Source organism: Sphingomonas aurantiaca (assembly GCF_003050705.1).
Classification (GTDB): Bacteria; Pseudomonadota; Alphaproteobacteria; order Sphingomonadales; family Sphingomonadaceae; genus Sphingomonas; species Sphingomonas aurantiaca.
In genome coordinates this window covers 197730-221427 of the sequence record NZ_QAOG01000008.1, presented here as the reverse complement: position 1 = coordinate 221427, position 23698 = coordinate 197730, and the positions used below count along the sequence as shown (strand labels likewise).

Annotated in this window: 16 protein-coding genes; 7 read left to right on the top strand and 9 right to left on the bottom strand. The window is 67.0% G+C overall.

What is annotated here, in order from left to right:
• From C8J26_RS19040 to C8J26_RS19025, 4 genes are all read right to left on the bottom strand, one after another.
• Nucleotides 1–3825 carry a LamG-like jellyroll fold domain-containing protein gene (locus tag C8J26_RS19040; protein WP_107959847.1) on the bottom strand — a complete coding sequence of 1275 codons (3825 nt, stop codon included), beginning with the start codon at nt 3823–3825 and terminating at the stop codon, nt 1–3.
• Nucleotides 3826–3897: 72 nt separating this feature from the next.
• A complete protein-coding gene (locus tag C8J26_RS19035) occupies nt 3898–5211 on the bottom strand; it encodes an MFS transporter (protein WP_107959845.1) in 1314 nt (437 codons plus the stop codon).
• Between the two features lie 23 nt (nt 5212–5234).
• Nucleotides 5235–6032, bottom strand: coding sequence for a 2-keto-4-pentenoate hydratase (locus tag C8J26_RS19030; protein WP_107959843.1), 798 nt, complete (start codon nt 6030–6032; stop codon nt 5235–5237).
• Between the two features lie 175 nt (nt 6033–6207).
• On the bottom strand, nt 6208–7686 hold the full coding sequence (locus tag C8J26_RS19025) for a UxaA family hydrolase (protein WP_107959841.1): 1479 nt from the start codon (nt 7684–7686) through the stop codon (nt 6208–6210).
• Between the two features lie 93 nt (nt 7687–7779).
• Here C8J26_RS19025 and C8J26_RS19020 point away from each other — a divergent pair, with 93 nt between their 5' ends.
• The 7 genes from C8J26_RS19020 to C8J26_RS18985 all read left to right on the top strand — a co-directional run bounded on the left by C8J26_RS19020 (nt 7780) and on the right by C8J26_RS18985 (nt 17917).
• Nucleotides 7780–8817, top strand: a complete 1038-nt coding sequence (locus C8J26_RS19020) for a LacI family DNA-binding transcriptional regulator (RefSeq protein ID WP_056415690.1) — start codon at nt 7780–7782, stop codon at nt 8815–8817.
• 340 nt (nt 8818–9157) lie between these two features.
• Nucleotides 9158–10000 (top strand): 5-dehydro-4-deoxy-D-glucuronate isomerase, encoded by an 843-nt coding sequence (gene kduI / locus C8J26_RS19010; RefSeq protein WP_107959839.1) that lies wholly within the window; start codon nt 9158–9160, stop codon nt 9998–10000.
• Between the two features lie 113 nt (nt 10001–10113).
• On the top strand, nt 10114–10869 hold the full coding sequence (gene kduD, locus C8J26_RS19005) for a 2-dehydro-3-deoxy-D-gluconate 5-dehydrogenase KduD (protein WP_056414202.1): 756 nt from the start codon (nt 10114–10116) through the stop codon (nt 10867–10869).
• Nucleotides 10870–10960: 91 nt separating this feature from the next.
• The gene (locus tag C8J26_RS19000) at nt 10961–11968 is read left to right on the top strand and encodes a sugar kinase (protein WP_107959838.1); all 1008 of its coding nucleotides are present in this window, start codon (nt 10961–10963) and stop codon (nt 11966–11968) included.
• Nucleotides 11955–13514, top strand: a complete 1560-nt coding sequence (locus C8J26_RS18995) for a carboxylesterase/lipase family protein (RefSeq protein ID WP_107959899.1) — start codon at nt 11955–11957, stop codon at nt 13512–13514. Before C8J26_RS19000 ends, C8J26_RS18995 begins: the two co-directional genes overlap by 14 nt.
• Nucleotides 13515–13843: 329 nt before the next feature.
• Nucleotides 13844–16846 carry a TonB-dependent receptor gene (locus tag C8J26_RS18990; protein WP_107959836.1) on the top strand — a complete coding sequence of 1001 codons (3003 nt, stop codon included), beginning with the start codon at nt 13844–13846 and terminating at the stop codon, nt 16844–16846.
• 78 nt (nt 16847–16924) lie between these two features.
• On the top strand, nt 16925–17917 hold the full coding sequence (locus C8J26_RS18985; RefSeq protein ID WP_107959834.1) for an alpha/beta hydrolase: 993 nt from the start codon (nt 16925–16927) through the stop codon (nt 17915–17917).
• Nucleotides 17918–17933: 16 nt separating this feature from the next.
• On the opposite strand, the gene C8J26_RS18980 is transcribed toward C8J26_RS18985, so the two are convergent.
• The 5 genes from C8J26_RS18980 to C8J26_RS18960 all read right to left on the bottom strand — a co-directional run bounded on the left by C8J26_RS18980 (nt 17934) and on the right by C8J26_RS18960 (nt 23680).
• A complete protein-coding gene (locus tag C8J26_RS18980; RefSeq protein ID WP_107959832.1) occupies nt 17934–19547 on the bottom strand; it encodes a family 43 glycosylhydrolase in 1614 nt (537 codons plus the stop codon).
• A 90-nt stretch (nt 19548–19637) separates the two neighbouring features.
• Nucleotides 19638–20462: an HpcH/HpaI aldolase/citrate lyase family protein gene (locus C8J26_RS18975; RefSeq protein WP_107959830.1), complete on the bottom strand. Its 825-nt coding sequence runs from the start codon at nt 20460–20462 to the stop codon at nt 19638–19640.
• A gap of 10 nt (nt 20463–20472) precedes the next feature.
• Nucleotides 20473–21216 carry a GntR family transcriptional regulator gene (locus C8J26_RS18970; RefSeq protein WP_107959828.1) on the bottom strand — a complete coding sequence of 248 codons (744 nt, stop codon included), beginning with the start codon at nt 21214–21216 and terminating at the stop codon, nt 20473–20475.
• 83 nt (nt 21217–21299) lie between these two features.
• Nucleotides 21300–22508 (bottom strand): CaiB/BaiF CoA transferase family protein, encoded by a 1209-nt coding sequence (locus C8J26_RS18965; protein ID WP_107959826.1) that lies wholly within the window; start codon nt 22506–22508, stop codon nt 21300–21302.
• The gene (locus C8J26_RS18960) at nt 22505–23680 is read right to left on the bottom strand and encodes an acyl-CoA dehydrogenase family protein (protein ID WP_107959824.1); all 1176 of its coding nucleotides are present in this window, start codon (nt 23678–23680) and stop codon (nt 22505–22507) included. The genes C8J26_RS18965 and C8J26_RS18960 overlap by 4 nt, the downstream gene beginning before the upstream one ends.
• Nucleotides 23681–23698: the final 18 nt, after the last annotated feature.

Sequence of the window (23698 nt, the reverse complement as noted above, 5' to 3'; positions counted from 1 at the left end):
TCACGGTAGCGGGACTCGGTTGTTGGCCTGGGTGATCTCGGGCTCGTCACCCGCGAGTGTGACGCGCACGGCCAACGTAGCGCGATCGATGCGCGCCGGGCGTACCAGGTTGACGACCGCCGTTTTCGGCCGAAGATCGAGCGGGGCGGATAGCGGCGGAATGCGTGCGGTCGCGACGACGTGTCCCGCCGCGTCGATCAGATCCGCCCGCCCGCCTTGGACAGCCTTCGCGCCGAGGCTGTGGACGGTGACCATCACGTTGCGCCCCTTCGCGACCACGTCGTCGGTGCCGATGCCGAGGTCTGCGCGCTCCTCCACGGGGGATCCCGGCTGTACCAGCGTGAAATCGAACACCGTCGTTCCGGGGGCGAACGTCACGTCGGTGCCGGCGCTGCGTTCGAGCGTCATGGCCTGCGCGTGGCCGATCGGCGTCAGCGTCTTGCCGCCGTCGGTGCTGCTCGACGCCTGCATCGACCAGCGGCCTGCGGTGACGGTCCAGGTCGACATCGTCGCGCGCTGCGCATGGTCGGTCGTGTTGTAGGCGATTACGCGGAACCTGGTCGGCGTCGCGCCCGGCAGCAGGATCGCGACGCGCTCGGCGGCGCCCGGCTCGGCGAAGCGCCAGCTGACCGTGTTGCCGGGCCAGCTCTGATTACGGCGCAGCGCGATGCCGCCGAGGCGTTCGCGTTGCAGGATCTCGCTTGGCTGGTCGACGCGGTCGCTCCACCAATGCCCATCGGTGTACATGTCCATGTGCTGCGACTTGTCCGCGATCGCATCGGCATGGAGGGCTGCCAAGGGAGCTGTGTCACCGGTCGCGACCCAGGCGGTATAGCGCGCGAACGGATCTTCGGATTTGCCCGCTGCCAGTGTCGCGCGCGCCGCCGCGCCGCCGGGGAGCGCGTCGAACGCGTTTTCGTTGAACTCGGCGAGCGCGCCGGGTCCAGCCTTGGCCAACCGCGCGTCGATCGGGCGAAGATATTTCGCATCGCCGGTATAGCGCCACGCGGCCCAGGTCGCCTGCAACGACGTCGAAATACCCCCGCCGTCGCCGACTCGTTCGGCATCGGTGCGCCAGTTGATCTCGTTGGGATAGCGCCAGCTTCCGTCCGGACCCTGTTTGCCGTGCGCCATCCAGCCGTCGATCACGCCGGTGACCAGGCCTCTGGCGAACGGATTGGCGTTGTAGAGGCCGACCAGCATCGGGCCGTGCAGGACCGTGAAGGCATAGGGCTTCTGCCATTCCCACGCGCCCTCGCGGTACATTTTGCGGCCGCCATACCAGTTGCTGGCGAAGTGCATGTGGCCGGCGGGATTCTTGAGGATGACGCTCTGGAGTGCGCGCGTGGTGTCCATCAGGCGTTCGACCGCCTTCGGCTCGCCCCAGTTGAGATACAGGCGCTCGGCGTTGCTGTTCAGCCCTTCCTCATAGGCATGGAGTTCGTCCGCGGTGACATAGCCGAGGCCATTCACGATCATGCCGTTCCTGTAGACCGCGTCCGACAGCGCGCGGAGCGAGGCGTTGATCTTGTCGGGCTCGACCCCCATCAGCGCGAGGCCCGGCCATTGCTGGGTAAGATCGGTGTCGTCGGAGATGCCGCCGCCAAAATCGCCGTACGCGACCTGCCGCTCGTCGATCCACCAGGTGACGAACTGGCGGACGCGCTTCAGGTCCTCGAGCTGGCGGAACGCCCAGAGCGGGACGCCGGCGGGGGCGACCGGCTGAACGAACGCCGGCAGGTTCTCCGGGCGATAGTTGATGTCGGCCCAATAGGCGCGCGCACGCGCGTTGTCGGGGTCGACGCGAAGCAGATCGGACATGTCCGCGAACAGGCGCCGGTACAGCCCGGCGCGCTTGGAGGCGGTGTGCTCCTCGACGAGGAAGCCCCAATTGTCCTTCACCTGCGCCATGCGGTCGGCGACGTGTTCGGACAGGGCCGCAGCGCGGGGTTTGAAGACGAGGCGGATCCTGGCGCCGTCGAGTGCGGTGGCATCGAAGTCGGGGGCGGCGCTGGCGATCGTCAGATAGAGGCTGTCGTTCGGAAGGATGCGGTCGCGAAGGTCCAGCCATAGCGTGCGCGCCGCGTTGGGCCGCACCGAGACGGACAGGTCGATCATGTCGCGGCCCGGCCAGATCGGGTCCTTTACGCGGATATTGAGCGCGATCAGGCCGGCGCCATCGGGCTTGGCGTTCAGCGCGGGGATGTCGATCGCGATGCCGTCGAGGCCGTCGCTGAGATTTTGCCAGCCATAATCGAACGCGCGCGCGAGCGGCCGGTCGGGGAGCGCGTCGCCGAAGCTTGCGGGGATCAGGATGTGGATGATCGGCGCGGCGTCCTTGCGACGAACCGGTGCGCCCGATGCGCCGCCGCTGCCTGCGCCGACCGCGGCTTTCAGCCCGGCGGACGGCATCGCGACGACGGTGCTGCGCTCGTCGGGGGCGAAGCGACCGGTGATATAGGCGTTGAGCGGCGTGAGCGCGGCCAGGTCGGCGGACGCGTTCAAGTCGACGGTGTAGGATAGCTTGAAGCTGCCGGCGGGTTCTTCGCCTGCACCGATGTCATAGGCCCAGAGTTCCTGGATCGGCTGTTCCTGCATCGCATTGATGAAGCTGAGCGTGCCGCCGGTGCGGGGCGCGAACTGGTCGACGCTGCGAACGATGCCTTGGCTACGGTTGGCGATCGGGATGGTCCTCGTCCCGTCGCTCCAGTCGAGCCGGCCATAGGCCGCGCCACGGATCTCGACGCGGTTGACGCGTTCGCCGGCGGGGATCGTCAGGTCGTAGCGCTTGCCGCCGTCGACATAGGTGTTCCAGTCGGGCAGCTGGAAATAGTCGTCGCGGCCGGGCAGGCGCGAGCGGTTGTAGACGCCGGGCCAGGTTGTCTCGGCAATGCCGTCGACGCCTTTCCACATCCATTGCTTGAGGTCCTTCGCGTCGGCGAATTCGACCTTTCGAACGCGGGTTACGGCAGCGTCGAGAACGGGCGGGGCGGTCTTGTCCCAGCCGTAGCGGTGGAGCCATGCGGTGCGTTTGGCGGCGGGGTCGGATGGCCGCGCGGGGGAAGGCTCGCGCTTGTCGGCGAGCGCCGCGACGTCAGGGGCCGCTAGCATATGGTCGTAGACGCGGATCTCGTCGAGGTCGGACCCGCGCATGAAATTATAGCGGCTCTGGACCTGGTGCGGGGACATCACGCGACCGGCGAGACCGAACTGGTCGAGGCCGCTGTCGAGGTCGGCCTTCTGATCCTTCCGGGCGACCAGCGCGCCATCGACGTAGAGTTGCACGCCGACCGTTTCGTCCCAGACGAAGGCGATGTGCGACCAGGCGTCGGGGGCGGGGGCTTGCGGAATAGTCCAGGAAACGCGGATGCGCGACAGGTTCGCGTCGGTGACGAAAGCGTCGAAGCCGTGGCCGTTCCAGTCGATCCGCAGGAACGCCATGTCCCAGCTGGAATGGTCCGCGAACCCCGCGCGGAAGATCACGAACGGCGCTTCGCCGACCGGCGTGCGGGCCCGCCAGAAGAAGGCGAGCGTCCCGCGGTCGGCGCGCATGTTGCCCGGCGCCTTCCACGCGACATAGCCGTCGTCGGCCCAGCGTGCGGCACCGCCGATCGCGCCATCGGGGGTGACGTCGACGCCGCTGCGGAAATTGGGCACGGGGTCGCCTGTGGCGTAGTCGGCGGTCAGCGATGTGTCGGCGGAGGCGCGGAACAGAAGGCCGGTCGCGTCCTGCGCGGCGGCGGGCGCGATGCTCGCGGCTGCCAATGCGAGGACGGACGAAGTGGCAAAACGCTTCACGGCTCTCTCCTTGGGGCCAATCGACATTGCGCGATCTGGCCGGGTATCTCTGCGTCTCAAGCCTGTCCGCCGGTGCGCGCGGACAGGGAGGGCGGAGCGTCAGTCGGCGTCCACGCGCGCCAGCCTGGGCGAGAGCAGGTGCACGACGGTGATCGCGATCAGATACGTACTGCCCGCGACCGCGAAGATCAGCGTGTAGCTGCCCGTGGTCTGCAGGATATAGCCGGTGAACTTGGCCATCATCATGCCGCCGATCGCGCCGACGGTGCCGCCGATCCCGACGACCGACCCGACCGCGCCGCGCGGGAACATGTCCGAGGGGATCGTGTAGAGGTTTGCCGAGAACGCCTGATGCGCCGCCGTCGCCAGCCCGACGATCCCGACCGCGAGCCATAGATTGTCGACATATTGCGCGAAGAAGATCGGCATCACCAGAAACGCACAGGCCAGCATCGTGATCTTGCGCGCGAAATTGGCGCTGTACCCGCGCTTCATCAACTTCGACGACGACCACCCGCCCGCCACGCTGCCCAGATCGGACAGCAGATAGATCGCGACCAGCGGCGGGCCGAAGCTCTTGAGATCCAGATTATAGGTTTTGGCGAGAAAGTCCGGCGTCCAGAACAGGAACAGCCACCAGATCGGATCGATCAGGAACTTGCCCAGCGCGTATGCCCAGGTCTCGCGGTAGCCGAGCAGCTTGATCCAGCCGATCTTCTTCGCCGGATCCGCCGGATCGCTTTCGATATGCGCGAGTTCGGCGGGCGAGAGCTTCGCCACCTCGCGGGGACGGCGATAGATCGCGATCCACGCGACCAGCCAGACGAGGCTGATCGCACCGGTGATGATGAACGCCATCCGCCAGCCGAACGCGATCGTGATGATTGGGACGATCAGCGGCGTGATGACCGCACCGATATTGGCGCCTGCGTTGAACACCCCGGTCGCGAACGCGCGTTCCTTGGCGGGAAACCATTCCGACACCGCCTTGATGCCCGCGGGGAAATTGCCCGCCTCGCCAAGTCCCAGCACCACGCGCGCCGCCGAGAACTGGAACGCGTTGCCCGCGAACCCGCACAGCGTATGCCCGAGCGTCCAGATCACGAACGCGACCGAATAGCCGATCCGCGCGCCGAGCACGTCGACGATCCGGCCGAAGCTCAGATACCCGATCGCATAGGCCGCCTGGAACCAGAAGATGACGTCCGCATAGGTCGTCTCGTTCCAGCCGAGTTCGGCGGAGATGGTCGGCTTCAGCACGCCAATCATCTGCCGGTCGACATAGTTGATCGCGGTCGCGGCGAACAACAGGCTGCAGATCAGCCAGCGATAGCGGCCGATGGTGCCGCCTGCGCCTGCGCCGTCCGAGCCAGCCCCGGCCGCGCCCGGGTCCACCATGTTGATGCTCGCCATTGGCTCTTCTCCTAAACCAGCCTCTAGCGGGCCTTGATGGTGCAATGGACGGCAAAGCGTCCGTCGAAACGCGCCTCGACGCGGTCGCCGACCGCGACCGGATGGACGCCGGTGACCGCGCCGGTCGATATCCATTGTCCCGGCGACACCGTTATGCCGCGCGCCGCCAGATGTTCGAGCAGATAGCGGACCGCACCGAACGGCCCGTCGAGCATCGCCGCACTCGTGGCGGCGCCGATCAAGGCGTCGTTGATCCACAGTTCGACAGGCCAGTCGTTGATGTCGGCGTCGCGCCAGCCCTCGGCATCGGCGCCGACGACCAGGCCGTTGTTATTGCCGAAATCGGAGACCGTGACGGTCGGCCCCAGCGCGTTGATGCCGGGGAACGGCGAACTCGCAATCTCTATGCCGACATGGACCGCGTCGATCATCGCGCGCGCTTCGTCCGTCGTATAGGTCCGCTTGGCGGGGTCGGGGGCCGTGCCGATCCGCAGCAGGAACTCGGCCTCTGCGGCGGCAAAGCCTTGCGCGAACACCGGCATCGCCACCGGATCGGCACCGGCCTGGACGATCTGGTCGGCGAAGATCGGCCCCGTGAGGCGATCGATCCCGTCGAGCGGCGGGTTGATCCGGCCGACCTTCCACCCGGCAACCACGCCGTCGGCCAGCAGCAACGCTGCGTCCTGCACCGCATAGCCATCGTCGAGCGTGACCGGCACGTCGCCGGGAAATTCGGGAACGACGCCACCCTCCCGGCGCGCCTCGACAAAGGTCCTGGCGATCCGTGTTGTGTTGTCGTTCGTGTTCGGCCGTGCCGCCAAGAACCCCTCCTGTCATGTCATTCTATTTTGCCGAACGGTATGGGAAACCGGTGTCATTGACAAGCGGGCACGTTCCCCGCCTGGATTTGACGATGCTAACGCCGGGTGTTCGACCGGTTTTCGAGGGGCCGTACGGAACGCCGCAGGGTAATGAGGCTTGCCGGAGACGGCCGGATCACAGCGTCACGCCGCGCTTCCAGATGGCGATCTCGCGCTCGCCATTGCGCTCGGCGGCGGTTTCGGCACCGGACGCGACCTGCAGGATCCGCGCGAGCAGTGCCGCTTCGGTCGCCGCAAAGCCGTCCTCCAGCACTGCGCCTGCGTCGAAATCGATCCAGCCCGGCTTGCGCTTGGCGAGGTCGGTATTCGAGGCGATCTTGATCGTCGGCACGGGAAAGCCGAGCGGCGTGCCGCGCCCGGTGGTGAACAGGATCGCGGTCGCGCCAGCCGCGGCCAGCGCGGTCGAGGAGACCGCGTCGTTGCCGGGCGCCTCCAGCAAGGTGAGGCCGTCGACCCGGATCCGCGCGCCATAGCCTATGACGTCGGCCACTGCGGCGCGGCCCGCCTTCTGGACCGCGCCGAGCGACTTTTCCTCGAGCGTGGTGATGCCGCCGGCGACGTTGCCGGGGGAGGGGTTCTCCGACACCGTCTCGCCGTGATCGAGGAAGTAGCGTTTGAAATCATTGACCACGTCGACGATCCGATCGAACACGCCTCCGCTTGCCGCGCGGTTCATGAGCATCTGTTCGGCGCCGAAGATCTCCGGAATCTCGGTGACGAGGACGCGGCCGCCGGCGGCGGTGACCTGGTCGCTCATCCGGCCGACCAGCGGGTTGGCGGTAAGCCCGGACAGCCCGTCCGATCCGCCGCATTTCACACCGAGCACGAGCGTGTCGAGACCGACCGTCTGCCGCGGCGCCCTTGCCAGCGGGGCGAGTTCGGCGACCAGCGCGCAGCCTTCGGCGATCTCGTCGCCGCTGGCCTGCGTCGTCAGCGTACGGATCAGCGGGCGCCGCGCCGTGGGGATCGTCGCGAGCAGCGCCTTGATCTGGTTTTCCTCGCAACCGAGCCCGACGATCAGCACGCCGCCGGCATTGGGATGGCAGGCAAGGCTCGCTATGATCGTCCGCGTGCCCTCGAGATCCTGGCCGAGCTGCGAGCAGCCATGCGGGTGCGTGAAGGCGTGGACGCCGTCGACCGCATCGCCGACGAGCGCGGCGGCCTTCGCGGCGATACGCTCGGCCGTGCGGGCGACGCACCCGACGGTCGACAGGATCCAGATCTCGTTGCGCGTGCCGACGCTGCCATCCGCGCGGACATAGCCTTCGAACGTCGCGGCCGATGCACGGGGCGCCGCCACGGTGTCGACCGGATCGAATCGATAGGCGAGCGTGCCTTCGAGCGCGGTCTTCAGATTGTGCGAATGGACGTGCGCGCCGGCGGCGATCGCCTGCGTCGCGGTGCCGATCGGATAGCCATATTTGAGCAACGGGTCGCCCGCCGCGATCGACGCGAGCGCAACCTTGTGGCCTCGGCCGATATCGTCGGACAGCGTCAGCTCGCTATCGCCAACCGTCACGACAGCGCCTGCCTGCGCGTCGTCGAGCAGCGTTGCGACGCTGTCGCGCGGATCGACCCTCAAAGCCTTGGCCATCGCATCCTCTTAATCGGTAACCGGTGTCAAGATTATGAGGCGGTGACGGCTTTTCCGCAAGACGGCTCGATCGCGTCGGGCTATGTCGTTGTTATGCAGAAGACCGGTCAGCCGACGATCAACGATGTGGCCCGGATCGCCGGGGTTTCCAAGAAGACGGTGAGCCGGGTGATCAACCGATCGCCGCTGCTGAACGACGATACGCGCAAGCGGGTCGAGGACGTGATTGGCGAGCTCGGCTATATTCCCAATCCGCAGGCGCGCGCGCTGGCGCTCCGCCGCAATTTCCTGATCGGGCTGGTGCACGACAATCCCAATGCGCAGACCGTGCTGAACGTGCAGCAGGGCATGCTCGAGGCGTTGCAGGGGACCGAATTCGAGATGGTCGTGCGACCGCTCGATCGCGGTTCCGCGACGATGCTCGACGATCTGCGGCATTTTCTCGAGCGGCAGCGGCTGTTCGGGGTGCTGCTGATGCCACCGGTCAGCGAGAATGACTCGGTCGCCAAGCTTTGCGACTCGATCGGCTGTCGCTACGTCCGGATGGGCTCTGCGGTGATCGACGACAGCGAGCATATGGTCGCCTCGAACGACCGCGAGGCGGTGCGGACCGCGACCGAATATCTGATCGAGCAGGGGCATCGCCGGATCGGCCTGGTCGCCGGGCCGCACGGTTTCCGGTCCGCGCGCGAACGCCGCCTGGGCTTCGAGGATGCGCTGGCCGCGGCGGGAATCGCCTTGCCGCGCAGCATGATCGCGGACGGGAATTACACGTTCGAGTCGGGGCTGGTCGCGGCCGAGCGGTTGCTCGACGTGATGCCGCGGCCGACGGCGATCTTCTCGTCCAACGACGAGATGGCAGCGGGGATCATCCACGCCGCGCGGCAACGCGGGCTCGATATTCCGCGCGACCTGTCGATCATCGGGTTCGATGACACGCCGATCGCCGCGCATGTCTGGCCGCCGCTGACGACGGTGCGCTGGCCGATCGCATCGATGGCGCGCTCGGCGGCGCTGAAGCTGATCGCGGGCGCCGACGACGGCAGCGATCTCGTCGAGGAACCGTCGCTGTTCCTCTCGACGCTCATCCGCCGTGCATCGGTCTCGCCGCCGGCAGACGCCGATACCTGACGGCATGGCTCGAAATCGCGGTTGCACGATCTCCTGACACCGGTTACCAGATCACCTGAGGATCGCGTCAAGCGGCGAGGAGGATGGATGATGGCTAGGGCGCTGGAACTGCATCCGGACCGTCTTTTCCCGGCGGACCCGAGCGCAGGGGCGGGCGCGGCACTACGTCGAGCGCGCGGGATCGACTGCGGTTTCCTTGCTCGGTTGGTGACGGGCCACCGGCTAGCCGACCGGGAAGCCGCTGACCTCGCGCACGATCTTGCCAGCGGCCTCGTCCGCCGCGCCTGCCGTATCGACGACCCCCTTTTTGCCGCGCAAGCAGCCTGAACCGGAGCTCTTTATGTTCGACCGCACCTATTACGCCACGCATCCCGACATGATGGAATGCGTCTCCAACGACGAACTGCGCGACCGCTACCTCATCCAGAACCTGTTCCGCGATGGCGAATGCGTGCTCAATTACACGCACGCCGAGCGCTTCGTGATCGGCGGGGTCGCGGTCGCCAGCGGCAGCGTCAGGCTGCCCGACCAGGCCGAGCCGGCGTCCGCTGCCGGGCATCCGTTCCTCGAGCGCCGCGAGCTGGCGGTCGTCAACGTCGGCAAGGTAGACGGCACCGTCACCGTCGACGGCGAGACGTTCACGCTGGGCAACAAGGATTGCCTCTACGTGACGATGGGCGCGAAGGAGGTGCAGTTTGCCGGCGACGGGGCCCGGTTCTACTTGGCGTCGTGCCCGGCGCACAAGGCGTTCACGACGCGCGTGATCTCGGTCGGCGACGCGACGACGCTGGAGCGCGGGAGCCTGGAGGAGTCGAACGAACGGACGATCTACCAGATGGTCATCCCCGGTATCTGTGACAGCGCCCAGCTGGTGATGGGGCTGACGGTCCTGAAGCCCGGCTCGGTCTGGAACACGATGCCGCCGCACATCCATGAGCGTCGCAGCGAGATCTATTTCTACTTCGAGCTCGACGACCTCGAGAAGGACCGCGTGTTCCATTACATGGGCGAGGGCGACGCGACCCGCCACATCGTCATGGCGAACGAGGAGGCGGTGATCAGCCCGCCCTGGTCGATCCATATGGGGTCCGGGACGAAGGCATACGCCTTCATCTGGGCGATGGCGGGCGAGAACCAGGATTATACCGACATGAGCGTGCTGGATATCTGCCAGCTGGCGTAAAGCTCCCCTCCCGCGTGCGGGAGGGGTCGGGGGAGGGCGTGTCCACATGGGCCGGCACGCGTTTCCCCTCCCCTAGCCCCTCCCGCAAGCGGGAGGGGAATGAGCGAGGACATATGACCAACCCCTTCGACCTGACCGGCAAGGTTGCCATCGTCACCGGCGCGAACACCGGCATCGGCCAGGCGATTGCGGTCGCGCTCGCCACCGCCGGCGCGGATGTCGCGTGCGTCGGCCGCACCCCCGCCGAGGACACCGCCGCGCAGATCCGTGCGCTCGGACGCAAGGCGGAGATCGTCTCCGCCGACCTGTCGACGATCGAGCCGGTCCAGCGCGTCGTCGACGAGACGATCGAGAAGCTCGGCGGGCTCGACATCCTGATCAACAATGCCGGCATCATCCGCCGCGCCGACGCGGTCGACTTTACCGAGGCGGATTGGGATGCGGTGATCGACACCAACCTGAAATCGGTGTTCTTCCTGTGCCAGGCCGCGGGCCGACACATGATCGCGCAAGGCTCGGGCAGAATCGTCAACATCGCGTCGATGCTGACCTTCCAGGGCGGGATCCGCGTACCGAGCTATACCGCGTCCAAGTCGGGCATCGGCGGGCTCACCAAGCTGCTGGCGAACGAATGGGCCGCCAAGGGCATCAACGTCAACGCGATCGCGCCAGGATATATCGCGACCAACAACACGGCGGCGCTGCAAGCCGACGCGGTGCGCAACACATCGATCTTGGAGCGTATTCCTGCGGGGGCCTGGGGCGAACCGTCCGATCTCGGCGGGGCGGCGGTGTTCCTGTCCTCGGCCGCTGCGAACTATGTCCAGGGCCATATCCTGGCGGTCGATGGCGGGTGGTTGGCGCGCTAGCCTCGCCACCGCAGCGCGACGTACCGGCTCCATTACCGCTTCGGAAAGCGGTTCACCGCCCCGTGCCGGGCATGAACGAGAGGAGGGCGATATGGCGAAGTTTCTGGCATTCGGCGAAATCATGCTGCGGCTTTCTCCGCCGGGCCGCGAGTTGCTGCTGCAGACGGCCAGGCTCGACGTCTGGGTCGCCGGCGCGGAGGCGAACGTCGTCACGCAGCTTGCGCGATTGGGGCATGACGTCGGTATGGCGACGGTCGTGCCCGACAACGACCTCGGGCGGGCAGCGATCACCACGCTGCGGGGGCATGGCGTGGACACGTCGGCCATCACCCTCGGCGGCGAGCGGATGGGGCTGTATTTCGTCACCTCCGGGGCAGGCCTGCGCGCCACCGAAGTCATTTACGACCGCGCCTGGTCGTCGTTCGCGCAGGCACCGCTGGGCGCCTGGGACTGGGATGCATTGCTCGCGGGCGTCGATCGCTTCCACCTTTCCGGCATCACGCCCGCGCTGGGCCCGGTGCCGGCGCAGAGCGCGCTTGCCGCCGTGGAAGCGGCGGCTCAGCGCGGCATTCCCGTATCGTTCGACGGCAATTGGCGTGGCAAGCTGTGGGAGCGCTGGGAGTCGAACCCACGCGCGATCCTGACCGACCTCGTCGCGCATGCCGATCTGATGTTCGGCAATCACCGCGATATAGCCCTGCTGCTCGACCGTGACTTTTCGGGCGATGCGCCGCAGCGGCGGCGCGAGGCGGCGGAGGCGGCGTTCGACGCGTTCCCGCGCTTGCAGACGATCGCGTCGACCGCGCGGCATGTCGAGCATGTCGATCTCCACCGGCTTTCGGCGCGGATCGATACGCGCGCGACGCATGTCCAGACGGACGAGGTCGTGCTCGCCGGGATCGTCGACCGGATCGGTGGCGGCGACGCCTTTGCGGCGGGCGTGCTGCACGGGTTGCGATCGGGCGGGGACATCGGCGACGCCGCACGGATCGGGCTGGCGCTGGCCGCGCTCAAACACTCGCTGCCGGGTGACGCGAGCCTGTTCCGACAGGCCGATATCGACGCGTATCTGGCGGGTGGGCTCGATGTCCGCCGCTGACGGCTGGACGCGGCGCGGCGCTCTCGGCGGAGGCGCTGCGCTGATCCTGGCGTCCGGCGTGCGCGCGGCGTCCCCGCCCGCGGTTCGCGCCCCGGCAGGCGATTTCATCGGAACGGCGGACCGGAACGTCCTGGCCTTCAAGGGCATCCGCTATGGTCGCGCCGAACGGTTTCGCGCGCCGGTGGCCGTGGCGATGCCCGGCCAGACTCGTCCGGCACGGGAGTTCGGGCCGGTCTGTCCGCAGTCCGGACCCTATGGTCCGCAGGCCGAGGACTGCCTGTTCCTCAACATCTGGACGACTGCCGCCGACCCGCGCGCCCAGAAACCGGTGATGCTCTACATCCACGGCGGCGCCTATTCGAACGGCAGCGTCACCGATCCGCAGAATGACGGGCAGGCGCTGGCGGCGCGGGGCGACGTCGTGGTCGTGACGGTCAACCACAGGCTCAATGCGCTCGGCTATCTGTATCTCGCCCGGCTCGATGCGCGGTTTCCCGACAGCGGGAATGCCGGGCAACTCGACCTGATACTGGCGCTGCGCTGGGTGCGCGACAACATCGCGGCATTCGGCGGCGATCCGTCTCGCGTCATGGTGTTCGGCCAGTCCGGCGGCGGCGCGAAGATCGCGACGTTGATGGGGATGCCCGCCGCCGCCGGCCTGTTCCACCGCGCCGCGACGATGAGCGGGCAGCAGGTCACGGCGTCGGGACCGCTCAACGCAACATCGCGCGCGCGCGCATATCTGGGGAAACTGGGCGTGGCGGAAACCGACCTTGCGCCGCTGCTTGCGATGCCGGTCGAGACGCTCGTCGAGGGGCTCTCGGCAACCGACCCGGTCATGGGCGGCGGTGTGTATTTCGGGCCCGTGCTCGACATGACGTGGCTGGTTCGCCACCCGTTCTGGCCGGACGCCAATCCCCTCGGCAACACCATCCCGATGATGCTCGGCAACACGCATGACGAGACGCGGGCGTTCATCGGGTTGGACTCCCCGAAGGTCAGGGGCCTCGACTGGAGCAACGTGGCCGCGCGCATGGCCCCCGAACTCAGGATCGACATCCTGCCCGAATGGGTCGTGGCGCAGTATCGGGCGCGGTACCCGGACTGGTCGCCGACCGACGTGTTCTACGGCGCGACCACGGCGGGGCGCAGCTGGCGTGGGCAGGTGATCGAGGCCGAGGCGCGCGCCGATGCGGGGGCGCCGACCTGGGTCTATCAGGTGGATTTCGCGTCGCGGATGGATCCGCGGCGCGGCGCGTTCCACACGATGGATATCCCGTTGGTGTTCGGCACGCTGGGCGCGACCGGATCGCAGACGGGTGTGGCAGCGGATGCGCAGGCGGCGTCGAAGGCGATGCAGGACAGCTTCGTCGCGTTCGCGATCACCGGCGATCCCGATCATGCGGGCGCACCGAACTGGCCGCGATACGATCGGGCACAGCGGGCGACGATGGTCATCGACGCCCGGTCCAGGGTGGAACGCGATCCGCGCCGCTGGGAGCGCGAACTGTTCGCCCGCGTGCCGTATATCCAGCCCGGGACCTAGCTGTCGCGCCAAGTGCCGGGCGGAACGTTCAACGGCCGCCAGCGCAACGTTTCCCCGTCGTTTCATCGAACAATCATCGCCCCGTCACAGCGCGCCACACGGCGTGTTGACACGCCAAAGATCATGCGACATTGTTCTGACACCGGTTACCTAGGCAGGTAGGGGACGGTGGGGGGACCAGCAAGAGTTGGCCTTTCGGGAGAGGATCGGGTGCCCCCGTGGTCAGCAACGGGCCCAAATCTCCAATATAATCAGGTCGAAAGCGCAGCGGCGACATGTCGCGCGCGCAACCGGTGTCATCGGCGATGGCCGAATGGGGAGTGGATGCAATGGAAGTTCAAGCAACGGTTGCGATTCGGCGGACGGGCTGGCTTGGCGGCGTGTCCGCGGGCAGCCTGGTTCTCGCGCTCGCACTGCCTTCGATCGCAACGGCGCAGGCGGCCCAGATCCCCAGCAGCGTGACGCCGGGAACGCCGGCGCAGGTCGATCCCTCGCCCGCGCAGACCGCCGTCGTCCCGCAGGGTGGCGCAGCCGATCCTGCCGCGACGACCGCGCCGCAGGCCGCCCCCGAGACCGTGCCCGCCGACGGCCAGACCGCCGAGATCATCGTCACCGGGTTTCGCAAGTCGCTCGACGCCGCGCTCAACGTGAAGCGCCAGTCGGTCGCGGCGGTCGATGCGATCGTTGCCGAGGATATCGCCAAGTTCCCCGATCAGAACCTCGCCGAGTCGCTCCAGCGTATTCCAGGCATCTCGATCCAGCGCGACGCCGGCGAGGGCCGCGCGATCACCGTCCGCGGTCTGGGCGCCCAGTTCACCCGGGTCCGCGTCAACGGGATGGAAACCGTGGCGACGTCGACCGATGGCGCCAGTTCCAACCGTGATCGCGCGTTCGATTTCAACGTCTTCGCCTCCGAGCTGTTCAACTCGATCGTCGTCCACAAGACGGCGGAGGCCTCGCTCGACGAAGGGTCGCTCGGTGCGGTCGTCGACCTCAACACCGGCAACCCGCTTGGCGGCAAGATCGGTTTCACCGCGGTCGGCTCGGCCCAGGCCAGCTACAATGATCTCAGCAAGAACACCGGCCCCCGCCTCGCAGGGCTGCTGTCGTGGAAGTCGGCGGACGGCAAGTTCGGCGTTGCGGCGTCGGCAGCCTATTCGAAGACCAACAATTTCGAACTCGGCAACAACACCGTGCGCTGGGCCCAGGCGCCGTTTGACTCGGTCGACGGCACGCGCTGCTACACCACGCAGAACCGGGGCGGAGTCTATGTTCCCAGCACCGCCTGCACCGCGGCCGCGCTCGCCTTCCACCCGCGCATTCCGCGCTATGGCTCGGTGCGACACGAACGCGAGCGGTTGGGGATCACGGGCAGCGTGCAATGGGCGCCGAGCGATGCCACCAAGATCTCGATCGACGGGCTGTATTCGCGGTTCAAGGAAACCCGCGAGGAAAAATGGGGCGAAGTCCTGCTGCGCTCCAACGAGCGGTCGATCGACCTCAGCAACTACACGATCGATTCGAACAACAACCTGATCAAGGCGACGCTCAACGACGCCTGGGTGCGGACCGAGCATTATCTGCGCAAGTCGCAGACCGAATTCTATCAGCTCGGCGGCAGCTGGGATCAGGACGTCACCGACACGCTGCGCTTCACGCTGATGGGCGGCATCTCGAAGTCGGACGCGACGATCCCGGTCGAGACGACGTTCGTTTTCGACGACCGCGATGCGCAGGGCTATAGCTACGACTATACCGACATGAAGAGCCCGAAGCTGACCTTCGGCACCAGCGTCACCGATCCGGCGAACTTCCAGCTCGCCGAAATCCGCGATCGCCCGTCGGAAACGGTCAACAAGTTCCGCACCGCGCAGTTGCGGACCGAATGGGACGTCGCCGAAGGGTTCCAGATCAAGGCCGGCGGGCTGTACCGCAAGTTCACTTTCGACACGCAGGGCTTCTCGCGCGATGCCGTCGTCTGCCCCAATGCCGGCGGCCGCGACGTCGTGTTGGGTACGCTGACCTGCTCGCCGAACACGCTGTTCGGGCCGACCGCGGTCTACGGCTTCCCGGCCGGCAGCCTCGGCGAGATCTTTAACCTCGGCAAGGCAGGCCAGCCTTCGGGGACGACGACCAGCTTCCTCATACCGAACATCGATGCGTCGGCGGCGTATACGGGGCTCTATAACCGTCCTGCCACCGTGCTGGTCGGCGACACGCGCAGCGTCTCCGAGCAGGTGACCGGCGGCTATACCGAGTTCAACGTGAAGGGTGACATCCTCGGCCTGCGCTACGCCGCCAATGCGGGCATCCGGTACGTCCACACCAAGCAGCGCTCGACCGGGCTGTCTTCGGCGACCGTCGCCGGCGTGACCGTCAACACCCCCGCGACGGTCGGCCGCAGCTATGACGATTGGCTCCCCGCGATCAACGTCGCGCTGTTCCCGACGGAGGACGTCATCATCCGCGGCGCGATCGCCAAGGTGCTGACGCGGCCAAGTCTGGGCAGCCTGACGCCGGGCGGGTCGGTCGACGGCTTCAACTACCGCGTTACGTTCGGCAATCCGCAACTCGATCCGTTCCGCGCGACCGCGTTCGATATCTCGGCGGAATGGTATTTCGCGCCCCAGTCGATCTTCTCGGTCGCGCTGTTCAAGAAGACCGTCGAGAGCTTCCCGGTCTCGGCGACGCGCAGCGGCACGTTCGCATCGACCGGCCTGCCCTTGTCGGTCATCCCGGCAAGCTCGCCCGCGGCGGGCAACCCCGAAGGCCAGCTGTGGCAGATCACCTCGCCGGTCAACGGCACGGGCGCGTCGTTGAAGGGGGCGGAAATCTCGCTGCAGACCACGTTCCGCTTCCTGCCCGGGTTCCTGCGCAACTTCGGCGCGCTGGCCAACGCGACGTTCGTCGATTCGAGCGCAGGCTATTCGCAAGGCGGGCCGGCGACGGCGATCGTCCAGCCCGGCGGCACGCTCGGCGCGTTGCCCAACACGACCCGCACGGCAACGCTCTACGGCCTGTCGAAGCGTGCCTATAACGGCACATTATACTATGAGGATGCCAAGTTCAGCGCGCGCGGGTCGATCAGCTATCGCAGCCCGTATATCGACGGCGCGTCGGCGACCGGCAACTTGTTCGAGGGGTATGGTGCGACGACCAACGTCGACGCGTCGATGCGCTACAAGCTGACGCCAGCGGTGGAGGTCTCGCTCGAGGGGACCAACCTGACCGACAATTACCGCAGCCGGTACACCGATCTCGACGCCCAGCGGAACTATGAGAATAATCACTTCGGCCGCACCTTCCTCGTCGGCGCACGCTTCAAGATGTAGGTCCCGATCGACATCGTCTCTCTCTATCCTCGGGCGCATTCCTTCCGGCGTGCGCCCGTTTCTTGTGGACCCGAGCATATGATCGATCGTCGGCATGCACTGCTGGGAACGCTGGCCGCCGGCCTGTCTGTCGGCGTGCACGCACAGGCACCGCCGCCAGCGCGGATCGGACGCCGACGACCCAGGCAGCCCGACCCGACCGAAACGATCGAGCTCTGGCCGGATGGCGCGCCCGGCTCGCCCTCGAGATTGCCGATCGAGGTGGTCGAGGATCGAGCGACCGGTGACGCGGTTGCCGATCGCGCCGTCCACGGCATCGCGCGCCCGCGCATGGTCGTGTTCCGGCCGGCCAGGCCGAACGGATCCGCCGCGCTGGTGATGCCGGGCGGCGGCTATGCCCGGATCGTCGTCGACCGCGAGGGGTATGAGATCGCGCGCTGGCTTGCCGATCGCGGCTGGACGGTGTTCGTGCTGTTCTACCGGTTGCCCGGCGATGGCTGGGCGGCCGGGCCCGACGTCGCCCTGTCCGACGCGCAGCGCGGCCTGCGGCTGGTCCGATCAAGCGCAACGCGGTTCGGGATCCACCCCGATCGGGTCGCCGCGATGGGGTTCTCCGCCGGCGGCCATGTCTGCGGCGATCTGGCGACGCGGTTTGCGCAGCCAATCTACGCGCCGGTCGACGCCGCCGATCGCGTCAGCGCGCGGCCCGATGTCGCGGCGTTGCTCTATGCGGTGCAATCGATGGCGCTGCCGCTCGCGCATCCAGGCTCGCGAGCGCTGTTGCTCGGCCCCTCGCCGACGCCGGCATTGGAGCGCGCGCATTCGACTGCCGCCAACGTGACGTCGGCGACACCACCCTGTTTCCTGGTCCATGCCGAAGACGACCGAAGCGTCGCCGTCGACAATAGCCTGGCGTTCAGAGCGGCGGCGATAAAGGCCGGCGTCGCGGTCGAAACGCATCTGTTCGCCGCGGGCGGGCACGGCTTCGGCCTGAGCCGCGCCGTCGGCAAACCGGCGGCGTCATGGCCGATCCTGTTCGAAGACTGGTGCCGCGCACAAGGCCTTGGCTAACAAACTTCGCCTGCGATCACAGCGCCTCGTACCGGAAGTCGCGAAAGCGCGCCGCGCCGCTGCCGGCCGAATACAGACCGGGGCGCAGCATCAGGAACCCGCCGCGGACGTTGTGGTGATAGCCCGACACCTCCATCCCGCGATCGAAACGGTGCCAGGTCGTGCCCGCATCGCCGCTGGTATGGATCGCGACGATGTGCCGCGTATTCGTGATCCGGATGCGCATGCGGCGTCCGTGCGGATTGGCGGGACGGCCGCGCTCGTTGCCATATTGATGCGTGACGAACCGGTGTTCGTCGAAGCCCAGCCCGCAATACAGCTTGTCGTCGTAGAACAGCACCAGCCCCGCGGTTCCCCCCGGCGCGATCTCGATGTCGCAGTCGAACCGGTACGCCTGGTCGCCGGCGATCAGCAGCAGCGGCGATGAATCGACCGGGGCGGTGCCGCTGGCCTGCAGGATCAACGCGCCGCCTTCGGTGCGCGCGCGATCACGTTCGCCCGGCCCCGGTCGAAAAAAATTCCATTTGCTGCCGATTTGCAGCGTGCGGAAATCGTCCGAAAGCGGTTGGCCATGGGGTAGGGCCGTACCGCCGCGTGGCTTGGCGAGAGGTTTCGAAAGATCACCGCCGGTCATCGCGAACCAGCCATCGGCGGTCCAGCGGATCGGGTCGAGCAGCGCCTGCCGCCCGAGCGTCCAATACCCGTTCTCGAAGCCGTGATAGATCGACCACCAGCTCCCGTCGGGCGCCTCGACGAGGCTGGCATGGCCGCGCGACCACCATTTTTCGTCGGTGCTGACGGTCCGCACGACGGGGTTGGCGGGATCGTTCGTCCACGGGCCGTGGATCGAGCGTGACCGTGCGACGATTACCATGTGGCCGGTCGGTGGCCCGGCGGTGCCGCCGACCGCGGTGATCATGTAGAACCAGCCGCCGTGGCGGGTGATCTTCGGCCCCTCGGGACTGAAACCCTCGACGTCCCACGTGTCCGGATAGCGCCACGGGTCATAGACATGCTCGACCTTGCCGACCGTCGACAGGCCATCGTCGGCCAAGCGGATTCGGTCGCCGCCCGACAGGAACAGCCAGCGCGATCCGTCCTCGCCGACTGCATGGCAGGGGTCGATATGGTTGGGTAGTCCGAGGTCGATCGGGTCGGACCAGGGGCCGTCGATATGGTCGGACCAGATGACGTGGATCCCGTTCGGCTTTGCCTTGACCGGAATATACAGAAAGTACCGGCCGTTATGCTTCTCGAGGCTGACCGCCCACACCGATCCGATATTCCGGGTCAGCGCGGCCTTGCGCGGTTGCCAGTTCACCAGGTCGCGACTGTGCCAGATCGTCAGCCCCGGATAGGAATCGAAGCTCGAAAAGGTCATGTAATAGTCCGCGCCGTCCTTCAGGATGGCGGGGTCGGGATGGTCGCCTGCGATCAGCGGGTTGAGGAACCGGCCGTCGCCGAGGTCGGCCCTGCGCTGTCCTTCGAAGCCACGCCGCCAATCGCCGTCGAACCGCGGCACGCCCGCGCCGGGTTCGAGACCGTCCGCGCCCGAGGCTGTCGCGGGACCAAGTGCCGCGGCGCCACCCGCGAGCGCCAGTCCGAACGTCTCCCGGCGATTATAGACCATCCGCATCTTCCGTCCTGATTTCGCGCTTCTACCAAGTACGTCGTACCAGCAGGTCGCACGCAATACAGGGGACCATGGTCCTCGCCACCACTACGCCGCGGATCGGAAGGCGTCGTGCGTGGCGAGAAGGCGGCGGGCGCGGTCGACGACGGGTTTGTCGATCAGCTTGCCGTCGACCGCGACGGCACCGAACGCGCCGTCGATCGCGGACATGACCCGCGTCGCCCAGTCCACGTCAGCGTCCGAGGGCAGGAACGCGCGGTTGACGATCGCCACCTGGCGCGGGTGGACGCAGAGCTTGCCGCCAAAACCGAAGCGCCGCGCGTGTTGCGTGTCGCTTTCCAGCGCAGCGTCGTCCGAAAGGTCCGTCGAAACGCCGTCGACGGGTGCCGCAAGCCCGGCGCTGCGCGACTGCAGCACGATCTGCGTGCGGACATGATCGATTTCGGCCCGGTCGCCGTCGATGCCGGCATCGGCCTGGAAGTCGACGGTGCCGAACGACAGCCGCGACAGGCCGGGCGCGGTGACCAGATCCGCCAGGTTCAGGATTGCCGAGACGGTCTCGACCAGTGCGTGCAACGGCTTGCCCCCCGCCGCCTCGCGCATCGCGGCGAAATCGGACGCGCGCTCGGCCTTGGGCAGCATCAGCCCGGCGACGCCCGGCAACGCGGCGAGCGCGCGGACGTCGTCGGCATGCCAGTCGGTGTCCAGGCTGTTGACGCGCACGACGAAGCGCGGTTCGGTCAGGCTGGCGAGCGCATCATGCACCGCGTCGCGCGCGGCGCACTTGCGATCGGGGAGCACCGCGTCCTCGAGATCGATCACCACCATGTCCGCGCCGCTCGCGCGCGCCTTTTCGAAACGCTCGGCGCGATCGCCGGGGACGAACAGGATGCTGCGGGCGGCAATGGTCATGGAAAATCCTTTAGAGGCCGGATTCGGGATCGCGGCGGAAGGTCTGGGAATAGGAATAGCGGTCGGCGGGATGGGTATTGATCGCCATCTCGATCACCTCGGCGCGTGCGTTCAGATATTGGCGCGTCAGCCGCAGCCCGGGCGCGTCGGTCTCGGTTTCGAGCAGCGTGGCGATCGGTGCGCGGATCGCCACCGCCTCGATCTGCTGGCGAACCTCGGCGACGCGCTCGCCGAACTGTTCCTCGATCCGGCTGAAGATCGGCATCGACCCGACATCGTCGTCCAGCTTCAGGCTGCGAAACGCCGGATGGAGATAGATGTCCGAATAGGAGATCGGGCTGGTCCCGGCGGCGCGGCGCAGCGCGCGGAGATGGAGCCAGGTCTGGCCCGGCGTCGCGCCGACCTGATCGGCGATCGGCCCCTCCAGCACGATCGTCTCGCGCGCGATGATCGTGAGGCGGGTCTCGTTGGTATATTGCTGGAGATCGGACAGCCCCTCCATCACCTGGCGATAGGCGGCCGGTCGCGACAGCCCGAGGACTCGCGTGCCGACCCCCGCCTGGCGCGAGACCATGCCCGACTGCACGAGCCGCTTGATCGCCTCGCGGACGGTGAAGCGGCTCGCGCCGAACTGATCGCACAGGTCGAACTCGGTCGGCAGCAGCGTGCCGATCGGATAGCGCCCATCCTCGATCTCGTTGATCAGCGTCTGGGCAAGTTGCAGGTAACGCGGTTGCTGACGAAGCTGGGGCATTGGATATCCATCGGTCGCTTTGTCGGGTGATCCGGACAATAACTTATCGTTCAATGCCTTGGCTCTCGATGCAAGCGCTGGTGTCACCGTATCGCGCCACGCGTCCGCAAGTCCGCCACATCGTCGCCGCTATAGCCGAGTGTCGCGAGGATCGCGTCGGTGTCCGCACCGAGCGCCGGCGCCGCCTTGTCGGGATGTTCGACGCCGCCCGCGCGGATCGACGAGGCGATGCCGGGCAGGGGGCCGTGCTCGGGATGCTGGAAGTCGATGATCCGCTTCGACTCGGCGAGAAACGGATTGTCGAGCGCCTGCTGGACGTCGAGCACGGGCGCAGCGGGCACGCGGCCTTCGAACAGCTGCATCCACTGCGCGGTCGTGCGGGTCGAGAGCACCGCATCCAGGTCGGCATTGAACGCGGGCCTGTTCTCCAGCCGTGCGGCGAACGTCGCATAGCGCGGATCGGTCGCCCATTCGGGACGCTCGATGAGGCCGCACAGGACCTCGAAGAACTTCTCCTTGTTGCACATCACGAAGATCCAGCCGTCGCTGGTGGTGTAGAGCTGGCTCGGGGTCAGCGACGGGTGGCTCGAGCGCGACGTGCGTTCGACGGTGACGCCGCCGTTGAGATACCATTCGGCGACATAATTGAGGTTGCCGAGCGCGACGTCGAACAGGCTGACGTCGAGATCGCGGCCGATCCCGCTGCCGCGCGCCGAGACGACGCCCGCCAGGATCGCGAGCGCCGCGGTGGTGCCCGTCATGAAGTCGACGATCGACAGCCCGAAGCGCGCAGGCGGTGTGCCAGGCTCGCCAGTGAGCGACAGATAGCCCGCCTCGGCCTGCATCAGATAATCATAGCCCGGCCACGCCGCGCGACTGCCGGTGCGGCCATAAGCGGAGAGGTGGACGCACGCGATTGCCGGGTTGAACGCCGACAGCGCGGCATAATCCAGCCCGAGCTTGGCGGGCAGGTCGCCGCGCAGGTTGTTGAACACCACGTCCGAGTCCGCGACGAGTTTCTCCAGCACCGCCCGTCCGTCCGCGCTCTTCAGGTCGAGCCCGATGCTGCGCTTGTTGCGGTTGAGCGATTCGTAGAAATGGCTGTCGCCCGGCGCGAAGAAATACGGGCCGACATGGCGACCGATATCGCCGCCATCCTTGTGGTTCTCGATCTTGATGACCTCGGCGCCGAGATCGGCGAGCTGCTGCGTACCGAAGGGGCCCGCGCCATATTGCTCGACCGCGACGATGCGCAGCCCGGCGAGCGGCTGATTGGGGGCTGGCTGGCTCATGCCGGGTTCCGCGCGATGATCTGCTTGGCGATGATGATCCGCTGAAGTTCGTTGGTGCCCTCACCGATCGTCAGCAGCGGGGCGTCGCGGTAGAGCCGCTCGACATTATATTCCTTCGAATAGCCATAGCCGCCGAAGATCCGCATCGCCTCGATCGCATTCTCCAGGCCGGCTTCGGTCGCGAAATACTTCGCCATGCCCGCCTCCATGTCGCAGCGCTCGCCGCGGTCATACGCATTGGCCGCAGCCTCGGTCAGCAGGCGCGCGGCGTAGGTGCGCGTGGTCATCTCGCCGAGCTTGAGCTGGATCGCCTGATGCTCGCAGATCGGCTTGCCGAACGTCTTGCGCGTCTGCGCATAGGCGACCGCCTCGTCGAGCGCCGCCTGCGCGATCCCGACGCCGCGCGACGCGACGTTGATGCGGCCGAGCTCGAGCCCGCCGAGCACCTGCTTCAGCCCGACGCCTTCGACGCCACCGATCAGGCGGTCGACCGGCACGCGATAGCCGTCGAAGGTCAGCGCGTTGCTGTCGATGCCCTTGTAGCCGAGCTTTTCGAGCTTTTTGGAGACGATGAACCCGTCGCCCTTCTCGGCGATCAGCAGGCTCATGCCCTTGTGGCGCGGCTCGGCGGTCGTGTCGGTCTTCACCAGCAGCAGGATGGTGTTGCCCGAGCCCGAATTGGTGATCCACATCTTGCTGCCGTTGACGACATAGTCGTCGCCGTCTCGGACCGCAGTGGTGCGGATCGCCTGGAGGTCGGTGCCCGCGTCGGGCTCGGTCAGGCCGATTCCGCCGCGCAGCTCGCCGGTCGCGAAGCGGGGCAGATAATGATCCTTCTGCGCGTCGGTGCCGCAGCGCTGGACGGTCATCGCCATGATCATATGGCTGTTGATGATCCCCGCGACCGACATCCACACGGTCGAGATCTTCTCGATGATGCGGGCATAGGTCAGCGTCGAGACGCCGAACCCACCGAATTCGGGCGCGATCATGAGCCCGAACAGGCCCATTTCCTTCATCGTGTCGACGATCTTCTGCGGATATTCGTCGTCATGTTCGAGCTGGTGGACGAACGGCTTCACATCGGTTTCGAGGAACTTGTCGATCGAATCGAGGATCATCACCTCTTCGTCGGTCATCGAGGCGGGGGGGAGAGCGGACTGAGTCGTCATGAGGGATCTTCCTTGAAT